Below are 18,361 nucleotides of genomic sequence, written 5' to 3' on the forward strand. Positions count from 1 at the left end.
GTCTCTTTTCTCTTCTAATCTAAGATTCTACCATCTTTTGTCTCTTCAAGCAACGAATTTCTGAATCTCCTGTCAACCTCCTGTCAGCATTCATAAAAACGGAAAAAGCAAATAACATAATATAAACGATGTTTCATCAGACTTGAAATATCCATAGCTTTTGCATATAATAGGTAGTATCAATCGGAAAGCAGGTATTTATATGAGTGATAGAGAAAGAATATATCAGTTGTTAGATGTTGTGCCAGAATACAAAATAGGCTATGTAATAGCCTATTTACAAGGTATAACCGAGGGTGAAGATGTAAAGCCAAATAGAGAAACATTGGAGGCATTTGCCGAAGCAGACCAGATGAGACGGACGGGAACAGGGCATCGATTTGACAATCTTGATGATTTATGGAACAGCTTGGAGGAATCATAATGCTAAACGTTATTTACACTGGACGCTTTAAAAAGGATTATAAAAAATGCATTAAACGCGGTCTTGATATAGACTTATTAAAATCAGTTGTGAATATATTGGCACTTCCGGCAACATTACCTGTAAAAAATCAGGATCATGATTTGAAAGGAAATTATAAAGGACGCAGAGAATGTCATATTACGCCAGACTGGTTATTGATTTATGAAGTTGACGGGAACGACTTGTATTTAGACAGGACGGGGTCACATTCAGATTTATTTGATGAATAAAAAAAGGGGCACGCTTGCGGAAGGATTCCTTGTGACAACAGCCACCGCTACGCCGCCGAAAATCTGCCTTGCTGAAGAACGAATATTCCGCGGAGTTTCGCCAGATATAATGCAGACTATTGTGCTCCATTGCCTACACCAATTAGGAAATGGAGCCAAAACACATAAAATATGTTAATACTGCTTGACAATTAAAATATATCATTTCGTAAAGATTTTCATATCTGGAAATCAATTTCCTCTATTTTTTAACCATTTCACATGAATGACAAAAACGAATCGTGCCTTTACAGACATATTTATATAAATGTACAGGCAAACTTCGCTTCAAGTAAATATACCTTGTTGGACGAAGTCCATCCGCCCCGTCAGGGGCATGCATTACGGTGTGCTCTTGTGTATACATCTCAAAATAATATATATTAAAATTATATATACATTGACATTATATATTATATTTTATATAATATACTCACAAAATATATATTAAGAAGGTGAACCGAGATGATTTTTCCAATGAACGCTCCTATGTTCGACCTGCTGGTATTATCAATCACAGAGAAACAAGATGCCTACGGCTATCAGCTGAGCCAGGTCATCAAGCAGGTGTCCAACACAAAAGATTCCACACTCTACCCGGTTCTCAAGCGGCTGCAGGAACAAGGATTCCTCACCGTCTATGACCAGTCCTACCAGGGACGGAACCGGAGATACTACCGGATAACCGAATCCGGACGGCGGCAGTACCGGATGCTGTCAGAAGAATGGGGTTCCTACCGGGATGCGGTAGACCAGATTGTTAAGTCAGGAGGGATGGCAGATGAATAGAGACGAATACATGAAACGCCTGGAATACAGGCTCAGAAGGCTTCCAAAGGAAGACTATGACAAGGCAGTGTCTTACTTCACGGAATACTTTGAAGAAGCAGGACCGGACAAAGAAGCGCAGGCAATCGAAGACCTTGGTTCCCCCGAGATGGCGGCAGACCAGATCATACGCGATTTCGCAATGGAGAATGCGAACAGGCCTGTGAAGGATGTACGGCGCGGCATTTCCGCCGTATGGGTGGGAATCCTTGCCGTTTTCGCAGCCCCAATCGGCGTCCCACTGGCATTGACATTTGGGATATTGGCCCTCACATTCGTGTTCGTTATCCTGATGCTCGTATTCTGCGTATTTATACTGACACTCTCCGTCGCTGTTTCCGCAATTCCCTGCATCGTCATCGGTGTGTGGATGCTGTTTACCTCATTTGCAGACGGAATCGCCACCATCGGAATCGGCCTGCTGGGTCTTGGGATTGGATACTGGCTGCTGATAGGAAGCGCCGCGCTTGGGAAAGGAGTCCTTCGTCTGATGACCCGCCTGTTCGGCAAAGCAGCGGAAGGGAGAAAACACTATAGCGAAAGGAGAAGCATACAATGAAAAATAAAAGATTTTGGATTACTGCGTCAATCATCTGCATTATACTGGGAATCATCCTCACGGCGGCAGGACGGCTGATGGGAGGCCATGCCGGATTCTACATTGACCAGAACGGCGTCCATGCTGCCGGCAATACCGAAATGGCAGAACCCATACAGGACTCTATGGACTTAAAAGAATTTGACAGCCTAGAGATCCATGCAGATTACGCAGACGTGGAACTGATTCTTTCCGACAAATTCTCCGTCGAATATTGTCTCAGGGGAACCAGCGGGAAGCCCGTCTGCGAAGTCAAGAACGGCAGGTTCATCTTCCAGGAATCCAAACGTTCCCACTCCTTCAATATGGGATTCTTCACAGGCACGATGGGCGTGGTCTTTCATGAACCCCGCTATTTTGTAAAAGTGACGATTCCCAAGAAGACAAAGCTGTCCAAAGCAGTATTTGACATAGAAAGCGGGGATCTTGCCATTTCCTCTATTCAAGCAGATACGCTAAAAATTGACGACGAATACGGGGATGTCAATCTTGAGCAATACGATGGCAAAGCGCTGGATATCCGGCTTGAAAGCGGCAATCTTTCTCTTGGCACGGTAAATGCAGCACAGGCAGACCTTCGCAATGAATACGGAGAAATTAAGATATCCGAGGCTGCCGGCAACAACCTGACGGTTCAGATGGAATCATGCGGCTTGAAAGCTGACCGTATCAATTTCTCCGACACAGAAATGTCCAACGAGTACGGCAGCGTGACAATCGCAGACGCCGCCGGCGACCGCCTGACCATGCGGATGGAATCTGGGGACTGCAAGATTAAGCAGATGGATTTCTCCGACACAAAGATTACCAATTCCTACGGCGATGTCTGCTTAGGGATTTCCGGGAAGACGGAAACCTACGGGCTTAACCTGAAAACAGAGTACGGCGATATCCGCGTCGGAAACCAAAGGATCGGAGACGACGGCGACGAGATCATCTACACATCGGCCGGAGACAGCCCGAAAAAAATCGCGGTATCCTGCGAGAACGGAAATATTGAAATTCAATCTGCCAAATAAGCAGGAAGGGAATGCCGGGAAATGAGGTTTTTACATTTCCCGGCATTCCAAGCAACAGTAAGCCGCAATTACAGCATCTCAATAAACGCCGCAATCCTTGTATTTAACTGTCCGATATCTGCCTGAGAATAGTCTGTCTCCACATTGATATATGGAATTTTCTTCTTCTCATTCACGAACCTGCGGATGGACATTGCCTCCACATTATATGTATGGCATGCCTGAAGCGTCATCTCAACGACACCGTCCACCTGATACTCATCAATCAGCCTGTCCAGAAGATCCAGACGGTTCGGATTCGGGGTCATGACAGAACAGCCGATATTCAGGTAACGTCTTGCCAGCGCATCATAGATGTCCGGATTCTCCTCATCCACCAGCTTGTCGATGGATTTTGCACCGTTGCAGTTCTCGTAAGTCACTACCACGCCGCCGTTGTCCTCAATGGCCCGGATGACCTTCTCCGTTGCGCCGCCCACCGGACAGCCGCTCACCAGAATACGCGGCATCTTCTCTAACATCTTGCCCTCCGCATACTCCTTCTCCACTTTGTCCGCCAGGGCATTCACCTCCGCCGGGATGGCCTTCCTGTCAAACTTGAACGTACTTCCGTACAATACCTTGAACAAATCCTGCCCCTTAATCGGCACCGGATCATGCTTCATGACCTCATAAAGCCTTTTCAGTGATCTGCGCACTTCATTATTGGTCTTGACTGCACCGCGGATATCCTCCTCCGTAATCGTGACGTCAAACTTCTTCTCCAGATATTCCTTGAAACGGATAATCTCGCTCTTCCACAGCTTCAGCGCCTCTTCGCCCTGGGTGTTCGGCAGCTCCATCAAGAACACATCCTTAAATTCCATCATATACTCATACATCTTCTTCTTCCCGTCGCAAGTCGTTTCCCCCACGACCACGTCGGAAAAATAGAAGAACGGGCATTTATCCGTCTTTGCAAATCCATAGCTGGACTTAATCAGCGGACATAAGTTCTTAGGCAAATCCTTCTCCGCCTCTGCAATCGTCTCGTCAGACGTAGAACACAGCCCAACGGTCGCCGCTCCCATCGCCATCGCGATTTCCTGCGGGAAATATGTACAGTAAGCGCCGACTACCGGCACTCCCTTATCTTTCAGCTCTTTCATTGCAAGAAAAGACTTCTTCCGCTGCTCCGCAAATTCTTCAAATACTTCTGGTAAATCCTTGATAATTTCCATATGTTTCCTCCTTAGCGTTTCGCCATATTTGTCCTACTACATATCATACCACTTCTAAGGAGTATCATAAAATTGAAAATGATGATAAACTGCTATATATATAGTTTTTTTCTATATCTATACCCAAGGGCACACCGTAATGCATGCCCCTGACGGGGCGGGTGGACTTCGTCCAATAAGGTATAATTTAGAATTTCGCGCGCTTACATATAAAACCTCTCGTTATTAACCCCCTCAACGCCGCAAAACCCCCGCATAATGCCCAAATGCCGACGGAATCGGATACGCCTCCTCAATCTCTTCCGGCCGGATAAACAAAAACCCTCTCCGGTTCGTCTTCTCTAACTCATCCACAAGAATCTCATACCCCGTCATATGCCACTCAATATGGCTGAAAATATGTTTCGCCTCGCCAAGTTCCCTGATCCGTATCGGCGCAAGTCCTATCTCCTTACTGTAAGCCGCCGCATCCTCCATGCTCATGCACCCCGGTTCACTGGGAAATTCATATAATCCCGCAAGCAGTCCCTTAGAAGGCCGTTTCCGAATCGCAATCTGCCTCCCGTCCCGGAACACGAAGACAGTCCTCTCCTCAATCTTCCTTGCCTTCCCTTTGCTTTTGACCGGTATCTCTGCAATCACTCCCCGCTTTCTCGCCTCGCAGAACCCAGCCACCGGACACTCCCTGCACTTAGGTTCTCCGTTCGGCACACACACGATAGCTCCAAGCTCAATCAGACCCTGGTTAAAATCCCCCGCCGCATCTTCCGGAATCACCTGTTCTAACGCATCCTCCATCTTCTTTCGGACACTCTGTTTCATAATATCCTCAAAACTCCCCGTAAGACGCGACACTACCCGCAGGACATTGCCATCCACGGCAGGCTTAGGGAGTCCGTATGCAAATGCGCTGATTGCCCCGGCCGTATAATTCCCGATTCCCTTTAAGCCACGGATCTCCTCATAGGTTTCCGGGAAACGCCCCTGATAATCGACCATAATCTGCTGCGCCGCCTTCTGCATATTCCGTACACGGTTATAATATCCCAAACCCTCCCACAGCTTTAACAGCTTGTCTTCCTGGGCCTGCGCCAACTCCCTGACCGTGGGCAGTTCCTTTAAGAAACGCTCATAGTAAGGCTTCACGGCTTCCACCCGAGTCTGCTGCAGCATAATTTCCGACACCCATACCCGGTAGGCGTCCGGGTTCTTGCGCCAAGGCAAATCCCGCTTATGTTCCCGGAACCAGGCAACTACAGGTTTTACAATATTACGCAATACATCTTCCTGTCCTTCCCCTTCCGGCTCCTTCAAGCCCCCAAGTTCCTGCCCCTGCAGGATCACCGCTACCTGCTCTGCAATATGAATCGAATCCTTTTCCACATCACAGTCATACGCAATCACACGGACGCCGTTTGCAGCCGCATCTAAAAGAGACTCTCCAAAAGCCGGATGTGTATCCATGTTCGGCGTAAAATACCTGACGCCCTTCATCTGCACCACAAAGAACACATAGGCTTCATACCCTTCTCCCACAGCCGCCTTCAATTCCTCCACATGTTTCACGGCCCGCTCGCTTGGCGCGTCCGGAAACCGCACAACACCGTCTTCCTCCAGCGTAACACCCTTCACCTCGATAAATATCTTCTTTCCGTCAGCCTCCACATACAAGTCAAAACGAGATTTGCCATAGGTATATTCCGGCTGTATTTTCGCAATATCCCCAAAAAGATTCCCCTCTTCAAGCCACTCCTTCACAAGCTTATTCGGAACCTGGGAATCCATATTCACAAGCCGACCGCCCTTCCATACAGCAATTAGGTCCCATCCGGTCTTCCTCCCTGGACTGTCCGCCTCCTGCACATACACGATTGCCCCCGGTGTAAGCAGCTCGGCGCACCGCCCCGTATTTTTTACATGGACAGTCTCCCTCTTTCCATCTATGTCCACATACGCAATAAACCGATTGGGGCGTTCCCGAAACGTCCCCTGCCGGATGTTATCATAATTCATCCCATATCTCTCCTTCTATACCCAAGGGCACACCTTATTGGACGAAGTCCGCCAGCCCGAGCAGATAATCCACAGCCCCCAAAAGCTCCTTCTTCTGCCCCAGAAGCACCCCCTGAACCGTAAACTCATCCAAAACCGTCGTATCCTCAAACAGGCAGTCCGTAACCGTAAGATTCTCAATCAACAGCCTTTCCTCCCGCAAAATCTCCTTAGGCGTCATCTCATCGAACATTCCTGCCTTAGCTTCTTTATAAAGAGGCGTACCCTCCCACAGCTTCAATTTCAGGCACCAGATATTGCGCGGATGCACCTGATTTAACAGCCTTGCCGTCTCAATCGCATGAAGCCGCGAAAAACTACGCCCTCCAAGCCCAGGAATCACCGTCACATAATAATCAATCCCCGCCCGGTCTAGCCTAAGCAGAGCTTCTGCAATCTGCACCGAAGTAACCCCTTTCTTCCTCGCCTCAAGAATTGAGTCGCTCCCGCTCTCCACCCCGATATGCAGCGCCTGAACACCTTCCTTTGCAAGCCGCAAAAGCTCCTCGTCCGTCTTTCTGAGTATATCGTCAATCCTTGAATACATGGCATACTCACTAACTTTCGGCATAAACTTACGAACCAGCTCCATAATCCGGAGAATCTGATCCGCACCCATGCAGAACGCATTCTCCCCAAGGAAAAACAGGCGCGTATCGTCCGGGCGGAGCTTAGCAAGAATCTCCAAATCATGTTCAATCCTCTCAAGCGGATGAATCCGAAACGTATCCTTTGCAAAATCACAGAACGTACACTTATGCCAGCTACAGCCCAGCGCCACTTCCAGCGCCGCCGTCGCCTGTTCATGGGGCGGCAGGTAAATGGTATCATGTGTGTAAATCGACTGGTATAACTCTTCTCGCGTCATAATAAATCCTCCTTAGGGAATTTCACATTCATAGCAAATGTCTCCACACATCCTAGATTATCATAAATACCCGCCAAAAAAAAGCACAGAAAGAAAAAAGCCCGAAACTCCTTACTGTCAAGGAAATTTCGAGCCTTTTCCATCAAACCCTAACCAAGGGCACACCGCAAGATTACTTCGTAATCAACTCCACCTCTACCGGAAGTGACTTCTCCACCGCTTCCCCGGCAATCAGTTTAATCGCCGTCAGAACCGCAGTCTCTCCCATAAGTTCCGGCTTCTGCGCCACCGTAGCCGTCATCTTCCCGGCATTCACCGCGTCTACCGCGTCATCCGTGGCGTCGAACCCAACGACCTTGATATCCTTCCCGCTGGCCGCAATCGCCTGCAGCGCCCCGAGAGCCATCTCATCATTGTGGGCAAATACACCCTTGATAGAGGAATCCGACTGGAGCAGATTCTCCATTACCGACATTCCCTCCGCACGGTCGAAATTCGCGCTCTGGCTCGCCACCACGTTAAGAGCCTCATCCGCCGCTTCATGGAAGCCGGCTCCCCGGTCAATGGTCGCAGACGCCCCCGGCACGCCCTGAAGCTCCGCCACCTTTTCGCCTTCTCCAATCTGCTCAATCAGATATTCCGTAGCCATCTTCGCTCCTGCCACGTTATCAGACGCAATCTGGCAGTCCACATCGACGCCATTTACCACACGGTCAACCGAAATAACCTTAATACCTTGGGAAACAGCATTCTGCACCGCAGGTGCAACCGCGTCAGAATCCACCGGATTTACAATCAGCACACTCACATTCCTGGAAATCAAATCCTCAATATCATTCTGCTGCTTCGCGCTGTCGTCGCCCGCATCTGCCACAGCCAGCTTAACTCCCTCTTTTTCTGCCGCTTCCTCCGCCCCTTCTGCCAGGGATACGAAAAACGGATTGTTAAGCGTGGAGACCGACAGCCCGATAGAACCATTCCCGGTACTCTCCGCCGCCTCCCCTTCACCGTCAATGGTGATTGCATTACATCCGGCAAGCCCGAACATCATACACAACACGATCATGATACTTACTATTTTTTTCATGCTTTTTCTCCTCTTTTCTTAATACTATCCATTTGCCGCCGCGCGTAATCCTACCGCTTCCGGTCTGACAATACCGCCACCAGAATTACCAATCCCTTAATCACATCCTGATAATAAGAAGACACGCCGAGAATGTTAAGCCCGTTATTCAGCACAGCGATAATCAACACACCGATAAACGTCCCGTAAATCTTACCGCGACCGCCGCTCATACTCGTACCGCCAAGGGCTACCGCCGCAATCGCATCAAGCTCGAACCCTTCCCCAAGTACCGGCTGTGCAGAGCCAAGCCTTGATAACAGAATCAGCCCGGACAACGCTGACATAAATCCTGAAATCGCATATACAATAATCTTCGTCTTATGGATGTCAATACCAGCCAGTTTCGCACATTTCCAGTTGCTGCCCGTCGCATAGACCGCACGCCCGAAGGTGGTCTTATTCAGCAGGAAATAGAATCCGGCAAAAACTAAGAGCAGCAGGATTACCGGAATCGGGATACGGTAGAAATTCCCTCTTCCCACCAGCTTCAGCACAAAGCTATCCCCAAGGTTCGAGATTGGCTTCCCGCCTGTGAAAATCATGGTCGCGCCGCGGTAGACCGTCATCGTGATCAACGTAGCAATGAATGCCTGCAATCTGCCTTTCGTTACCAGCAGGCCGCTGATTGCTCCAAGGCCCGCGCCGATTACCAGCGCCGCCAGCATTGCCGCCCCTGCCGGGACGCCGTTTGAAATCATGCCCGCGCACAGCGCCGTACTAAGCGCAAGGACAGAACCTACCGACAAATCAATAGCGTCCGTCAGGATAACACAAGTCATACCAAACGCAATCAGTCCATTGATGGACGACTGGCGCAGCAAAGACAAAAAGTTGCTCCACGTCCGGAATTCCGGACTTACAATACCGATTCCCACGACCAGCAGCACCAGCGCAATCAGCGCCCCAAGATCCTGCATATGATCTGTAATTTTCTTCTTATTCGCTTCCATTAAATTGTACCTCCCGTTGCTAACGTCATAACATTTTCCTGATTCGCTTCTTCCCTATAAATAATTCCCCTGACCAGTCCTTCACGCACGACCATCACCCGGTCGCTCATGCCAAGCACTTCCGGCAGTTCGGAAGACACCATGATAATCGCCACCCCTTTTGCCGCAAGGTCGTTGATAATATTGTAAATCTCCTTCTTCGCACCGATATCCACACCCCGGGTAGGTTCATCCAGAATCAGAATCTTGGGGTCTGTATAGACCCATTTCGCAAATACCACCTTCTGCTGGTTTCCGCCGCTTAGATTATTACACTCATGGAATGGTCCAAAGCACCGGATACGCAGTTCCTCAATCCCCTTTGTGACCAGTTCTCTCTCCTTCTTCCGGTCAATTACATGGTTCTTTGAAATAATCGGGAGGTTGGCAAGAGAAATATTCTTTTCAATGCTTTCCTCCAGCATCAGCCCTTCCACCTTCCGGTCTTCCGTAATAAAGCCAATCCCATTCTTCATCGCCTGAATCGGAGACTTAATCTGCACTTCTTTTCCGTCAATCTCAATCTTTCCTGAATCATAAGGGAGATTTCCGAAAATCGCCTGCATGATTTCCGTCCTTCCTGCTCCCATAAGGCCGGACACCCCAAGGACTTCCCCGGCTTTCACCTCGAACTCCACATTCTCGAACACGCCCTTTTTGGTCAGCCCGCTTACTTTCAGGACAGTTTCCCCAATCTTACAGTCTCGTTCCGGATACCGCTCCCCGATTTCACGCCCAATCATCAGCTTCACGATATCGTTCATGTTCGTCTCCGGGATATTTCTGGTTCCCACATATGTACCGTCCCGCAATACGCTGATTCTATCGCACAGCTCGAAGATTTCCTCCATTCGGTGGGAAATGTACACGATGGACACTCCCGACTTACGAAGGGACTTTATGACCTCGAACAACACCACCGTCTCGCTCTGGGTCAGCGCGGCAGTAGGCTCATCCATGATAATGACCTTAGCGTCCACCATCAGCGCCTTACAGATTTCAATCATCTGCTGCTGCCCTACGGACAGGTTGGACATGACTTCTCCCGGGTCGATCCGCACGCCCAGACGCCCAAGGGCCTCCGTCGCTTTCTGCCGCATTGCCTTCTGGTCGCAGAAACCGAACTTTTTCTTGATTTCCTTCCCCATGAACAGGTTCTCTTCCACCGTCAGATCAAACAACACATTAAGCTCCTGATGGATGAACACGATTCCCGCCTTCTCTGCCTCCTGAGGATTCTTATAATTTACTTCCTGGCCGTCCACAATGACAGTCCCCTTGTCTTTCGTGTAAACGCCGGTCAGAATCTTCATCAGGGTAGATTTTCCGGCGCCGTTCTCTCCCATGAGCGCATGGACTTCCCCATGCCCAAGGACAAACCCGGCGTCTTTTAGCACCTGATTCGTTCCGAAGGATTTGTCAATCCCCTTCATCTCAATCTGCATTTCTTTTCCTCCCTTGATTTCTTAAAATAAACATGCGGACTGTAGGATGATGTTGGCGTATGGCGTTGTCTCCCCCGTCCTGATTACCGCTTTGCATGTCTTTGTCTGTGCTTTCAGCTTTGTATGGGATACATATTCCACACTGCATTCCGTATCCATCTTATTTACAAGCTCCAGGATTTCCTCGTGGATTTTCGGGTTCTTCTCCCGGATTTCCTCAGCCAGAACTACTTTTTCAATCTTCATTTCCTTTGCCACTTCTTCCAGCACTTCCATAAAGGACGGGACGCCGAGCTTTAGCGCAAGGTCGATGCGCTCCGTCTCCTCGGGGATTGGCAGGCCGCAGTCTCCCACGGCAAGAGTATCCGTATGCCCCATGTAGGAAAGCACCCTTGAAATATCTGCATTTAAAATTCCGTTTCTCTTCATTGTCCTTATCTCCCCATCGCTTCTTTTACTTCATCGTAGGTCGGCATTCCGCCCTGTGCCCCGAACTTTTCCGTAGACAGCCCTGCCGCCGTATTGGCAAATGCAAGCGCGTCCGCAATATCCTTCCCTTCCATCAACGCCACCGTAAACGCCCCGTTCAGCGTATCTCCTGCTCCGGTGGTGTCTACCACATTCGCCTTTCTTGCGGGAACAAGGATGACCTCCCCACTCTTTCGGCATGTGCTTACCCCCCGGGAGCCCTGGGTGATGACCAGCTTCTCCGGATACTTCTTCATCATATCCTCAAAGGAAATACCTTCCCCGAAAAGAATCACTGCCTCGTGCTCATTGGGCGTCAGGTATGTAACCTTCTCGAGAATCTCCTGTTTTACCGGCCTTGCCGGTCCCGGGTTCAGGACTGCTTTTACGCCGTTCTTTGCGCACAGCTCAATGACATATTCTACCGTCTCCTGCGGGATTTCGTGCTGGAGCAGGACAATCTCGCACTCAAGGAGAGAATCTTTGATTTCGTTAACATAATCAATGTCTACACAGTCGTTCGTTCCTGCAACTACAATGATGGTATTGTCGTTCTCTCCCACCGTAATCATTGCAAGCCCGGTAGGCACACCTGCTACCGTCTTAATACACTTCGTCTCAACGCCCATATCCTGTAGGTTCTTCACAAGGCTTACCCCTGCCGCGTCATCCCCAACACATCCGAACATCTCAACCTTAGCGCCAAGCTTCGCCATGGCGACCGCCTGGTTCGCGCCTTTTCCGCCCGGGATGTACTTCAAGTCTTCACCTTTGAGCGTCTCGCCTTTCAGGGGGATTCTTTCTGCTTTCACAGTCATATCCATGTTGATACTTCCGACTACTCCAATCTTTCCCATAATTTTTACATCTCCTTTTTTGAACTTGTTTCATGTGGCTTTCGTTTCCCACGAATTCTCTTCCTCATGATTTTCGTTTCTCGTGACTTCCTTTTATGTTTGCATTTCTTGTATTTCACATTATAAACTTTTATATAAAATTTTCAATAGATTTTCATATATTTTTTACCCGTAATTCACGATTTGTTTATTATATATAATTTAACATTTTTATTTTTGTGCATATTGCACATATTTTATTTTCTACATCTAAGTCATTTTAAAACTTTCCAAACTCGATTAATAAATCAATAAATAAAGTTTTATATAAAATTTTATATAAAAGCCATACTTTATTCCATTTTCTGCATCAAAAAAACTGCTGCCGTGCAGAACATTCATCTACACCCGCAACAGCTCTTCCATTCTCTTTTCACTCTTCACAATTTCCTAATATCCTTAACGCTGCCCCTCTCCACAAATTCTGCGCAGACCTGAATCTTCACCTTCGCCCTGCCGTCCTTCTCACCCATAGCCAACAACTCACGGACTGCCCGCGCCCCAAGCTCCTGCTTATATACATGCATCGTAGACAAGGGAGGGTCTGAAACCTGGCCATAGGCGACGTCGTCAAACCCAATCACAGAGATATCCCCGGGGACGTCATAACCACATTCTTTCATCGCCCGCATACACCCGATGGCAATCACATCATTGTCCGCAAAAAACGCCGTCGGCAGCTCCTTCGCCCCGGCAAGATACTCTTTCATCTTCTGGTACGCCGTCTCAATCCTGGTTCCTACCGTCGCAACATACTCCGGTTTTACCGGCAATCCGCAACGCTCCATCATACGGTAATATCCCGCCTCACGGGAACGAAACGCCTGAATCCGGAACTCTCCTTGCAGGTAGCCGATCCGTTCATGCCCCTTCCCGGCAATGTATCCTACCGCCTCCTGCGCCGCTTCCGTATCATTTATCAGCACACTGTCAAACCCATATCTATCGCTGCGCCCATCCAGCAAAATAATCCGGTTTTTCGCTCTTTCATAAGGAGCGTAATCCTCTTCCATCATCTCCGTCCCGAGAAGAACCACGCCGCTGTGCATATCCGACAGAATGTCAAGAAGCTGTTCCTCATAATCCGAATCACTGCTGTCCACGTAACAAAATACAGTTTCATACCCCATCAGCTTCGCCTGACGCTCCACGCCTTCAATCACGGCCGGGTGGAAAGAACTGTCGTCAATAATCATCCCATTCTTCCGGAATATGACGAACCGAATCTTGGTGATCTCTTCTTCCACCCGATATCCCAGCTCCTCCGCCGCCTTCCATATCTTCTCTGAAGTATTTCTGTTGACTCCCTTTTTATGGTTCAATGCATTGGATACCGTAGACATGGAAAACCCTGTTATTTCGCTGATTCTACGTATATTTACCTTCATATCTTTTTGTCCTCTCACATCAAGTATGTTTTATTATAGCATACTGATGCGAATTTTTAGATAAGAAAGATAAAATTTTATAAAATTTTTTTCAGATTATGGCACGCCGTAAAATGATGTTCCCCTCTATCCTCAAGCTGCGGTGTTTCCGTCCTGCACCGCTCAGTCGCATAACGGCATCTGCTGGCAAACCGGCACCCCGCCGTGCAATTCATCGGGCTTCCGACCTCGCCTTCCAGCGGAATCATAGATTTGTTCCGCTCAATCTGCGGGTCAGGAATCGGAATCGCAGATAACAATGCCGTTGTATACGGATGTATCGGATTCGCATACAATTCAGCGCTAGACGCAATCTCAACAAGCTGCCCCATATACATAACACCGACCCTGTCGGAAATATGCTTTACCATTGACAAATCATGTGCAATAAACAAATATGTAAGCCCAAGCTCTTTCTTTATTTGAACACTTCTTCCGTAACAATGCGAAGTGAACATTCCACATATACTTTTAACAACTCAATACATGACTGCAGATCATCAAGATTGATAATGCTGTTCGGAGAATGGCCGTACCTTGTAGGAATCGAGATTCCCACTGCCTTTACTCCCCGGTAAGATTTATTGATTGCCCCGGCATCGGTTCCTCCGTTCACCAGCACGTCGAACTGATATGGAATCTGATGTTCCTTGGCACATTCGACCATCTGGCCTACCATGTCTTCATCACAGGTTACACAGGCATTGCTGATACAGATTGCAGCCCCCTTTCCCAATACCGCGTTTCCATGTTTGTCTCCCGGTACGTCAAAAGAACCTGTAATATCGATTGCGATTCCAAGATCTGGCTTTATTCTTTCCGCCGATGTGGTCGCCCCGAAAAGCCCTACTTCTTCTTGCACCGTAAATACAAAATAGACGTCGTGATAAGGGGTTTTCATCGCCTTTAGCGTTTCCAGCTGCACATAGCACGCGCTTCTGTCGTCAAAGGCTTTTGCCATCACGTTTCTTCCGGCAAGTTCCTGATAGTTTCCTTCAAACATCGCGCAGTCGCCCACCTTCACATACTTTTCTGCCTCTTCCTTTGAGCCTGCGCCGATATCAATATACAGTTTATCTATGTCGCCGCTTTTAAAATCTTCTGGTTTCTCATACGCCGCCACAGTTCCAACCGTCCCGTTTTGGAACACCACCCGGTTCATAAACGAACAGTGGGCAGAAACCCCTCCGACTTTTTTCACTTTCAGGAATCCTTCATCCGTAATCTTCACAACACACAGCCCGATTTCGTCCATATGCGCCGCGACCATAATTTTTTTCTTATTTTCTCCGTTTCCCCTTTTTAACACAATCAGGTTGCCCACAGCGTCTCTAACGATTTCATCCCCATGGGCTTTCACCTGTTCCAGGATATAATCTGAGACTGTTTTCTCATAACCTCTTACACCCCAGATTTCCGCCAATTCTTTCAGCATATTCCTTCCTCCTTCGTTATATAATCCTATATGTCTTGATTTCATATGGCTTTAATATAATTTCCGCCAAACATCCGCTTATGGGAATTTCTCTTTCATTGTCTTCCAGAAGGTTACACTCATACATCCGGCTGACCGTTTCCGGAAGGGAAATCTCCGTCTTCGTATACCTGTTTCGGTTCTCATACATACGGATAATCCTGCCGTTTTTATCTTCTGCCTGCTTTATGACCTCGATGAAGCAGTTTTCGGCTTCACATTTGATAAATTCTTTTCCGGCTTTCCCACCTTTGTTACGCCCCTGCAAAACCACCACCGGCGGCACGTTTAAGTTGTACGCCATTTCGATTGTTTCTGCTTCCTGCCACCTTCCCGCATGGGGATAAATCGAATAAGTGAAATCGTGTTCTCCTATATCTTCATTTTCATTGGGATAAATACCTGCTTTTATGAGCGTTAAAGACAAATTCCCATCCTTAATTCCATAACCGTATTTGCAGTCGTTCAAGAGGGTGATTCCATTATTTTCTTCTGATAAATCTGCCCATTTATGTCCGCACGCTTCAAACTTTGCAGTATCCCAGCTATGATTATTGGTCGTCTCCCTTTCTATATTTCCAAATTGAATCTCATACGCCGCTTTTGTCGTATTGACTTCAACCGGGAAATTAACCCTTAACAGGACATTATGCTCTCTCCAATCTACATGCGTCTCGAAATCAATCCTGGGCACATCATAGTAAAGGTGGATTTTCTGTATTACTGTGGAATCTGCAAACTGTTTTATGATTTCCAGAGTCTTCCTCACCTGCCCGTCTTCTAAGACCCGCACATCAGAAACCTTATCTGCGTAATAGGGTTTTTTCTTGTAAAAAATGTCGATATCCCAGTTATCCCAATTCATAGGACGGTCTTCATATGTTATGATTTCATTGGCTTTTTTGCCGTCCTTAATAAGCTGTTTTCCCGTCTGCTTTTCAATCAGAGACACAATCTCCATGCATTCGTTAAAAGTAACGCTGTAGAACCGGTTTTCAAAATGTCCGTCCCACTGACACGAATGTTTTTTCTCATCGCCTGCTGTATAATAGAAAACCTTACAGCCAAGTTTCGGTATCCCCTCTGCATAAAATACAATTTTGCCGTCAGAAGTCCTCTGGAACGCAAGCTCTCTCCCGTCTTCCTCTGTAACCTTTTCAACCGGCACCTGTTCGAGCCCCTCTACAAAAATGACGTCGTTCCTTACATATCCCTGCGTATGATATACAACAATCGCATGGTCCTGTGTATCCACCGTCTTTGCTCCTTTTTCAGCAATTGCCCTTAAAGTTTCTTCCCCTCGTTTCTGTATTTCTTCATACTCCTGATCACTTTGGCGGTAAACCGCTTCAATACAGCTTCCAGGAATAATATCGTGAAACTGGTTTAGAAGAAGTATCTCCCATCCCCGTTCAATCACCTCCGACGGATACGCAACCCCCTGCTCCCGCAGCATAGACGCCAGTGTTTCTAACTGCATATATAAAATTTCGTTTTTCCTGTTATACCGCTTGTTTTTTGCTATAGACGTCAGCGTACCCCTGTGGTACTCAAAATACAATTCTCCATTCCATTTCGGCATATCCGGAAGCCCTGCAACCTTCTCGTAAGTCCGGTCAAAAAACTCCCTTTCAAACTCCTGTTCAATCCTGGGAATGCCAGGTATGCCGTACCGGAGCCTCTCTGCATTTTCAAGCATCTCCTTTGTCGGGCCGCCGCCTCCGTCCCCAAATCCAAAAAGCATGATCGTGTTTTCCGTCAGGTCACGGTTTTGGAATCTTTTAAAAGTTCCAAGCGCCATATTCGGGTTAATGATTCCGGTATACGTCGTCGTATTTCTCGTATCTGAAAACGATACGTTCATTCCAAAAGTTTTATCGAAATCACATGCGGTAGGCATAAAGACAAATACTTCGCTTCCGTCTATCCCCTTCCACATAAAGGTGTCGTTCGGGAGCTGATTGTACTGGTTCCATGCAATTTTTGTCGTCATAAAGTACGGGATGCCTGAACGTTTCAAGATCTGGGGCAATGCCGCCGAATACCCGAACACGTCCGGAAGCCATAACGCCTTGCTTGGGATTCCAAACTCTTCTTTAAAAAATCTCTCTCCCTTTATGATCTGCCTGACCAAAGATTCTCCCCCGACCAGGTTGCAATCTGCCTCCAGCCACATGGCGCCGTCTGTCTCCCAACGCCCTTCTCTTATCCTCTGCCTGATTTTTTCATACATTTCCGGCATCTGTTCTTTTACAAACTGATAAAGAATCGGCTGGCTCGACATAAACTTATAATCCGGATACTGTTCCATCAAGCGCAGTACGGTCGAGAAACTCCGAAGCACTTTCTCCCTTGTCTGCTCCACCGTCCAGAGCCACGCAACGTCGATATGGGTATGTCCGATTGAGCTTACGACCGGGGCTTTTTCATCCACTTCCGTGTAGAATTCTTTGACAAGCAATTCATCAGCGGCCGATAAGGAGCCATAAAACAACGGACTGTACGGTTTCCTCAAATCAATCCTGCCTGCCGCCCCGTCTAATTTTTGAAGAATCCTCCTGCAATTCTCTTCATCGCTGTTTTTCAAAAGCCTTGCGCTCTCTAGCGGGACGGAAAAATCATAATAGAATTTCTGGACCGCATCGTCAATTACGATAAGATTGCTTCTTAATATCAAATCTCCCGGAACCGAGCCGCTGTAAACCAGCATGGCAATCTCGTATACTTCACCGGCTTTGGCGTCGAAAGAAAGTGTAACCTCCCTGTGATTCACATCTACCCCTTGTGCCAACTTCTGATTCACATAGAAAAGCATCTGCGGGTTCGTCGCATCCCATTGCCCTTCCCTGCCGGAGATTAGCTGCATCTCTACGTGCCTGTGATCCATCTCTTTTGGAATCACTACCGTCGTCCGCAGCCATCGGTGCGAATCCAGGGTATTCCACGGCGTATCGATTTTATAATCCTGCCACTTGGTCACATCGCATTTTTCCCCGCCTTCCAGCTTTCCTTCATACATTTTGTAATCACGGATTGGGATACAGATTGGATACCTTAGCTTTTCGATATCTTTTATTAACCGTTCCATTCTTTCTAATTCAAACAATATACTCATCCTATCCTCCTCAGCTCTCTGGTATGATGACACATTTTCTTTCGGTCAACTGTTCCAACGCACCAGTAATTAAATCTATTTTTCAAAGCTATATGCTA

General features: G+C 47.7%; 17 protein-coding genes. 5 read left to right on the top strand and 12 right to left on the bottom strand.

The genetic code is table 11. The features are described from left to right. Positions 1-202 precede the first annotated feature (202 nt). The 5 genes from AC6I3O_RS20475 to AC6I3O_RS20495 all read left to right on the top strand — a co-directional run bounded on the left by AC6I3O_RS20475 (position 203) and on the right by AC6I3O_RS20495 (position 3,180). A complete protein-coding gene (locus AC6I3O_RS20475; protein ID WP_497852469.1) occupies positions 203-424 on the top strand; it encodes a hypothetical protein in 222 nt (73 codons plus the stop codon). Further along, a complete protein-coding gene (locus AC6I3O_RS20480; protein ID WP_497852470.1) occupies positions 424-696 on the top strand; it encodes a type II toxin-antitoxin system YafQ family toxin in 273 nt (90 codons plus the stop codon). Before AC6I3O_RS20475 ends, AC6I3O_RS20480 begins: the two co-directional genes overlap by 1 nt. A 504-nt stretch (positions 697-1,200) precedes the next feature. Continuing rightward, positions 1,201-1,524, top strand: coding sequence for a PadR family transcriptional regulator (locus AC6I3O_RS20485; protein WP_497852471.1), 324 nt, complete (start codon positions 1,201-1,203; stop codon positions 1,522-1,524). Continuing rightward, positions 1,517-2,122, top strand: coding sequence for a DUF1700 domain-containing protein (locus AC6I3O_RS20490; RefSeq protein WP_497852472.1), 606 nt, complete (start codon positions 1,517-1,519; stop codon positions 2,120-2,122). The genes AC6I3O_RS20485 and AC6I3O_RS20490 overlap by 8 nt, the downstream gene beginning before the upstream one ends. Beyond that, on the top strand, positions 2,119-3,180 hold the full coding sequence (locus AC6I3O_RS20495; RefSeq protein ID WP_497852473.1) for a DUF4097 family beta strand repeat-containing protein: 1,062 nt from the start codon (positions 2,119-2,121) through the stop codon (positions 3,178-3,180). The genes AC6I3O_RS20490 and AC6I3O_RS20495 overlap by 4 nt, the downstream gene beginning before the upstream one ends. 68 nt (positions 3,181-3,248) lie before the next feature. Here the strand turns inward: AC6I3O_RS20495 and AC6I3O_RS20500 are convergent, their stop codons facing one another. From AC6I3O_RS20500 to AC6I3O_RS20555, 12 genes are all read right to left on the bottom strand, one after another. Further along, complete coding sequence (locus AC6I3O_RS20500) at positions 3,249-4,400, bottom strand: double-cubane-cluster-containing anaerobic reductase (protein ID WP_497852474.1); 1,152 nt, start codon at positions 4,398-4,400, stop codon at positions 3,249-3,251. 234 nt (positions 4,401-4,634) lie between these two features. Next, positions 4,635-6,413 carry an A/G-specific adenine glycosylase gene (mutY, locus tag AC6I3O_RS20505; protein ID WP_497852475.1) on the bottom strand — a complete coding sequence of 593 codons (1,779 nt, stop codon included), beginning with the start codon at positions 6,411-6,413 and terminating at the stop codon, positions 4,635-4,637. A 34-nt stretch (positions 6,414-6,447) separates the two neighbouring features. Continuing rightward, on the bottom strand, positions 6,448-7,320 hold the full coding sequence (locus AC6I3O_RS20510; protein WP_497852476.1) for a radical SAM protein: 873 nt from the start codon (positions 7,318-7,320) through the stop codon (positions 6,448-6,450). A gap of 172 nt (positions 7,321-7,492) precedes the next feature. Then, positions 7,493-8,407, bottom strand: a complete 915-nt coding sequence (locus AC6I3O_RS20515) for a substrate-binding domain-containing protein (protein ID WP_497852477.1) — start codon at positions 8,405-8,407, stop codon at positions 7,493-7,495. A 50-nt stretch (positions 8,408-8,457) separates the two neighbouring features. Further along, positions 8,458-9,399, bottom strand: coding sequence for an ABC transporter permease (locus tag AC6I3O_RS20520; protein WP_497852478.1), 942 nt, complete (start codon positions 9,397-9,399; stop codon positions 8,458-8,460). Beyond that, positions 9,399-10,883, bottom strand: coding sequence for a sugar ABC transporter ATP-binding protein (locus AC6I3O_RS20525; RefSeq protein ID WP_497852479.1), 1,485 nt, complete (start codon positions 10,881-10,883; stop codon positions 9,399-9,401). Before AC6I3O_RS20525 ends, AC6I3O_RS20520 begins: the two co-directional genes overlap by 1 nt. Before the next feature lie 21 nt (positions 10,884-10,904). After that, entirely contained in the window at positions 10,905-11,312 is a 408-nt protein-coding gene (gene rbsD, locus AC6I3O_RS20530; RefSeq protein ID WP_497852480.1) for a D-ribose pyranase, read from the bottom strand. A gap of 5 nt (positions 11,313-11,317) precedes the next feature. Next, entirely contained in the window at positions 11,318-12,208 is an 891-nt protein-coding gene (gene rbsK, locus AC6I3O_RS20535; protein WP_497852481.1) for a ribokinase, read from the bottom strand. Between the two features lie 419 nt (positions 12,209-12,627). Next, entirely contained in the window at positions 12,628-13,635 is a 1,008-nt protein-coding gene (locus AC6I3O_RS20540; protein WP_497852482.1) for a LacI family DNA-binding transcriptional regulator, read from the bottom strand. Between the two features lie 77 nt (positions 13,636-13,712). Then, a complete protein-coding gene (locus AC6I3O_RS20545) occupies positions 13,713-14,045 on the bottom strand; it encodes an oligopeptide/dipeptide ABC transporter ATP-binding protein (RefSeq protein WP_497852483.1) in 333 nt (110 codons plus the stop codon). A gap of 47 nt (positions 14,046-14,092) precedes the next feature. Then, positions 14,093-15,109, bottom strand: coding sequence for a M42 family metallopeptidase (locus AC6I3O_RS20550; protein ID WP_497852484.1), 1,017 nt, complete (start codon positions 15,107-15,109; stop codon positions 14,093-14,095). Positions 15,110-15,125: 16 nt separating this feature from the next. Continuing rightward, positions 15,126-18,263, bottom strand: coding sequence for an alpha-mannosidase (locus AC6I3O_RS20555; protein WP_497852485.1), 3,138 nt, complete (start codon positions 18,261-18,263; stop codon positions 15,126-15,128). Between the last annotated feature and the right edge of the window lie 98 nt (positions 18,264-18,361).

Source organism: Sporofaciens sp. St.21A7, assembly GCF_059728535.1.

Coding starts and splice junctions, on each gene's coding strand:
- rbsK (WP_497852481.1), bottom strand. CDS start 12,208: ATGGGAAAGATTGGAGTAGTCGGAAGTATCAACATGGATATGACTGTG.
- AC6I3O_RS20490 (WP_497852472.1), top strand. CDS start 1,517: ATGAATAGAGACGAATACATGAAACGCCTGGAATACAGGCTCAGAAGG.
- mutY (WP_497852475.1), bottom strand. CDS start 6,413: ATGAATTATGATAACATCCGGCAGGGGACGTTTCGGGAACGCCCCAAT.
- AC6I3O_RS20540 (WP_497852482.1), bottom strand. CDS start 13,635: ATGAAGGTAAATATACGTAGAATCAGCGAAATAACAGGGTTTTCCATG.
- rbsD (WP_497852480.1), bottom strand. CDS start 11,312: ATGAAGAGAAACGGAATTTTAAATGCAGATATTTCAAGGGTGCTTTCC.
- AC6I3O_RS20555 (WP_497852485.1), bottom strand. CDS start 18,263: ATGAGTATATTGTTTGAATTAGAAAGAATGGAACGGTTAATAAAAGAT.
- AC6I3O_RS20525 (WP_497852479.1), bottom strand. CDS start 10,883: ATGCAGATTGAGATGAAGGGGATTGACAAATCCTTCGGAACGAATCAG.
- AC6I3O_RS20480 (WP_497852470.1), top strand. CDS start 424: ATGCTAAACGTTATTTACACTGGACGCTTTAAAAAGGATTATAAAAAA.
- AC6I3O_RS20550 (WP_497852484.1), bottom strand. CDS start 15,109: ATGCTGAAAGAATTGGCGGAAATCTGGGGTGTAAGAGGTTATGAGAAA.
- AC6I3O_RS20495 (WP_497852473.1), top strand. CDS start 2,119: ATGAAAAATAAAAGATTTTGGATTACTGCGTCAATCATCTGCATTATA.
- AC6I3O_RS20510 (WP_497852476.1), bottom strand. CDS start 7,320: ATGACGCGAGAAGAGTTATACCAGTCGATTTACACACATGATACCATT.
- AC6I3O_RS20475 (WP_497852469.1), top strand. CDS start 203: ATGAGTGATAGAGAAAGAATATATCAGTTGTTAGATGTTGTGCCAGAA.
- AC6I3O_RS20520 (WP_497852478.1), bottom strand. CDS start 9,399: ATGGAAGCGAATAAGAAGAAAATTACAGATCATATGCAGGATCTTGGG.
- AC6I3O_RS20500 (WP_497852474.1), bottom strand. CDS start 4,400: ATGGAAATTATCAAGGATTTACCAGAAGTATTTGAAGAATTTGCGGAG.
- AC6I3O_RS20485 (WP_497852471.1), top strand. CDS start 1,201: ATGATTTTTCCAATGAACGCTCCTATGTTCGACCTGCTGGTATTATCA.
- AC6I3O_RS20515 (WP_497852477.1), bottom strand. CDS start 8,407: ATGAAAAAAATAGTAAGTATCATGATCGTGTTGTGTATGATGTTCGGG.
- AC6I3O_RS20545 (WP_497852483.1), bottom strand. CDS start 14,045: ATGGTAAAGCATATTTCCGACAGGGTCGGTGTTATGTATATGGGGCAG.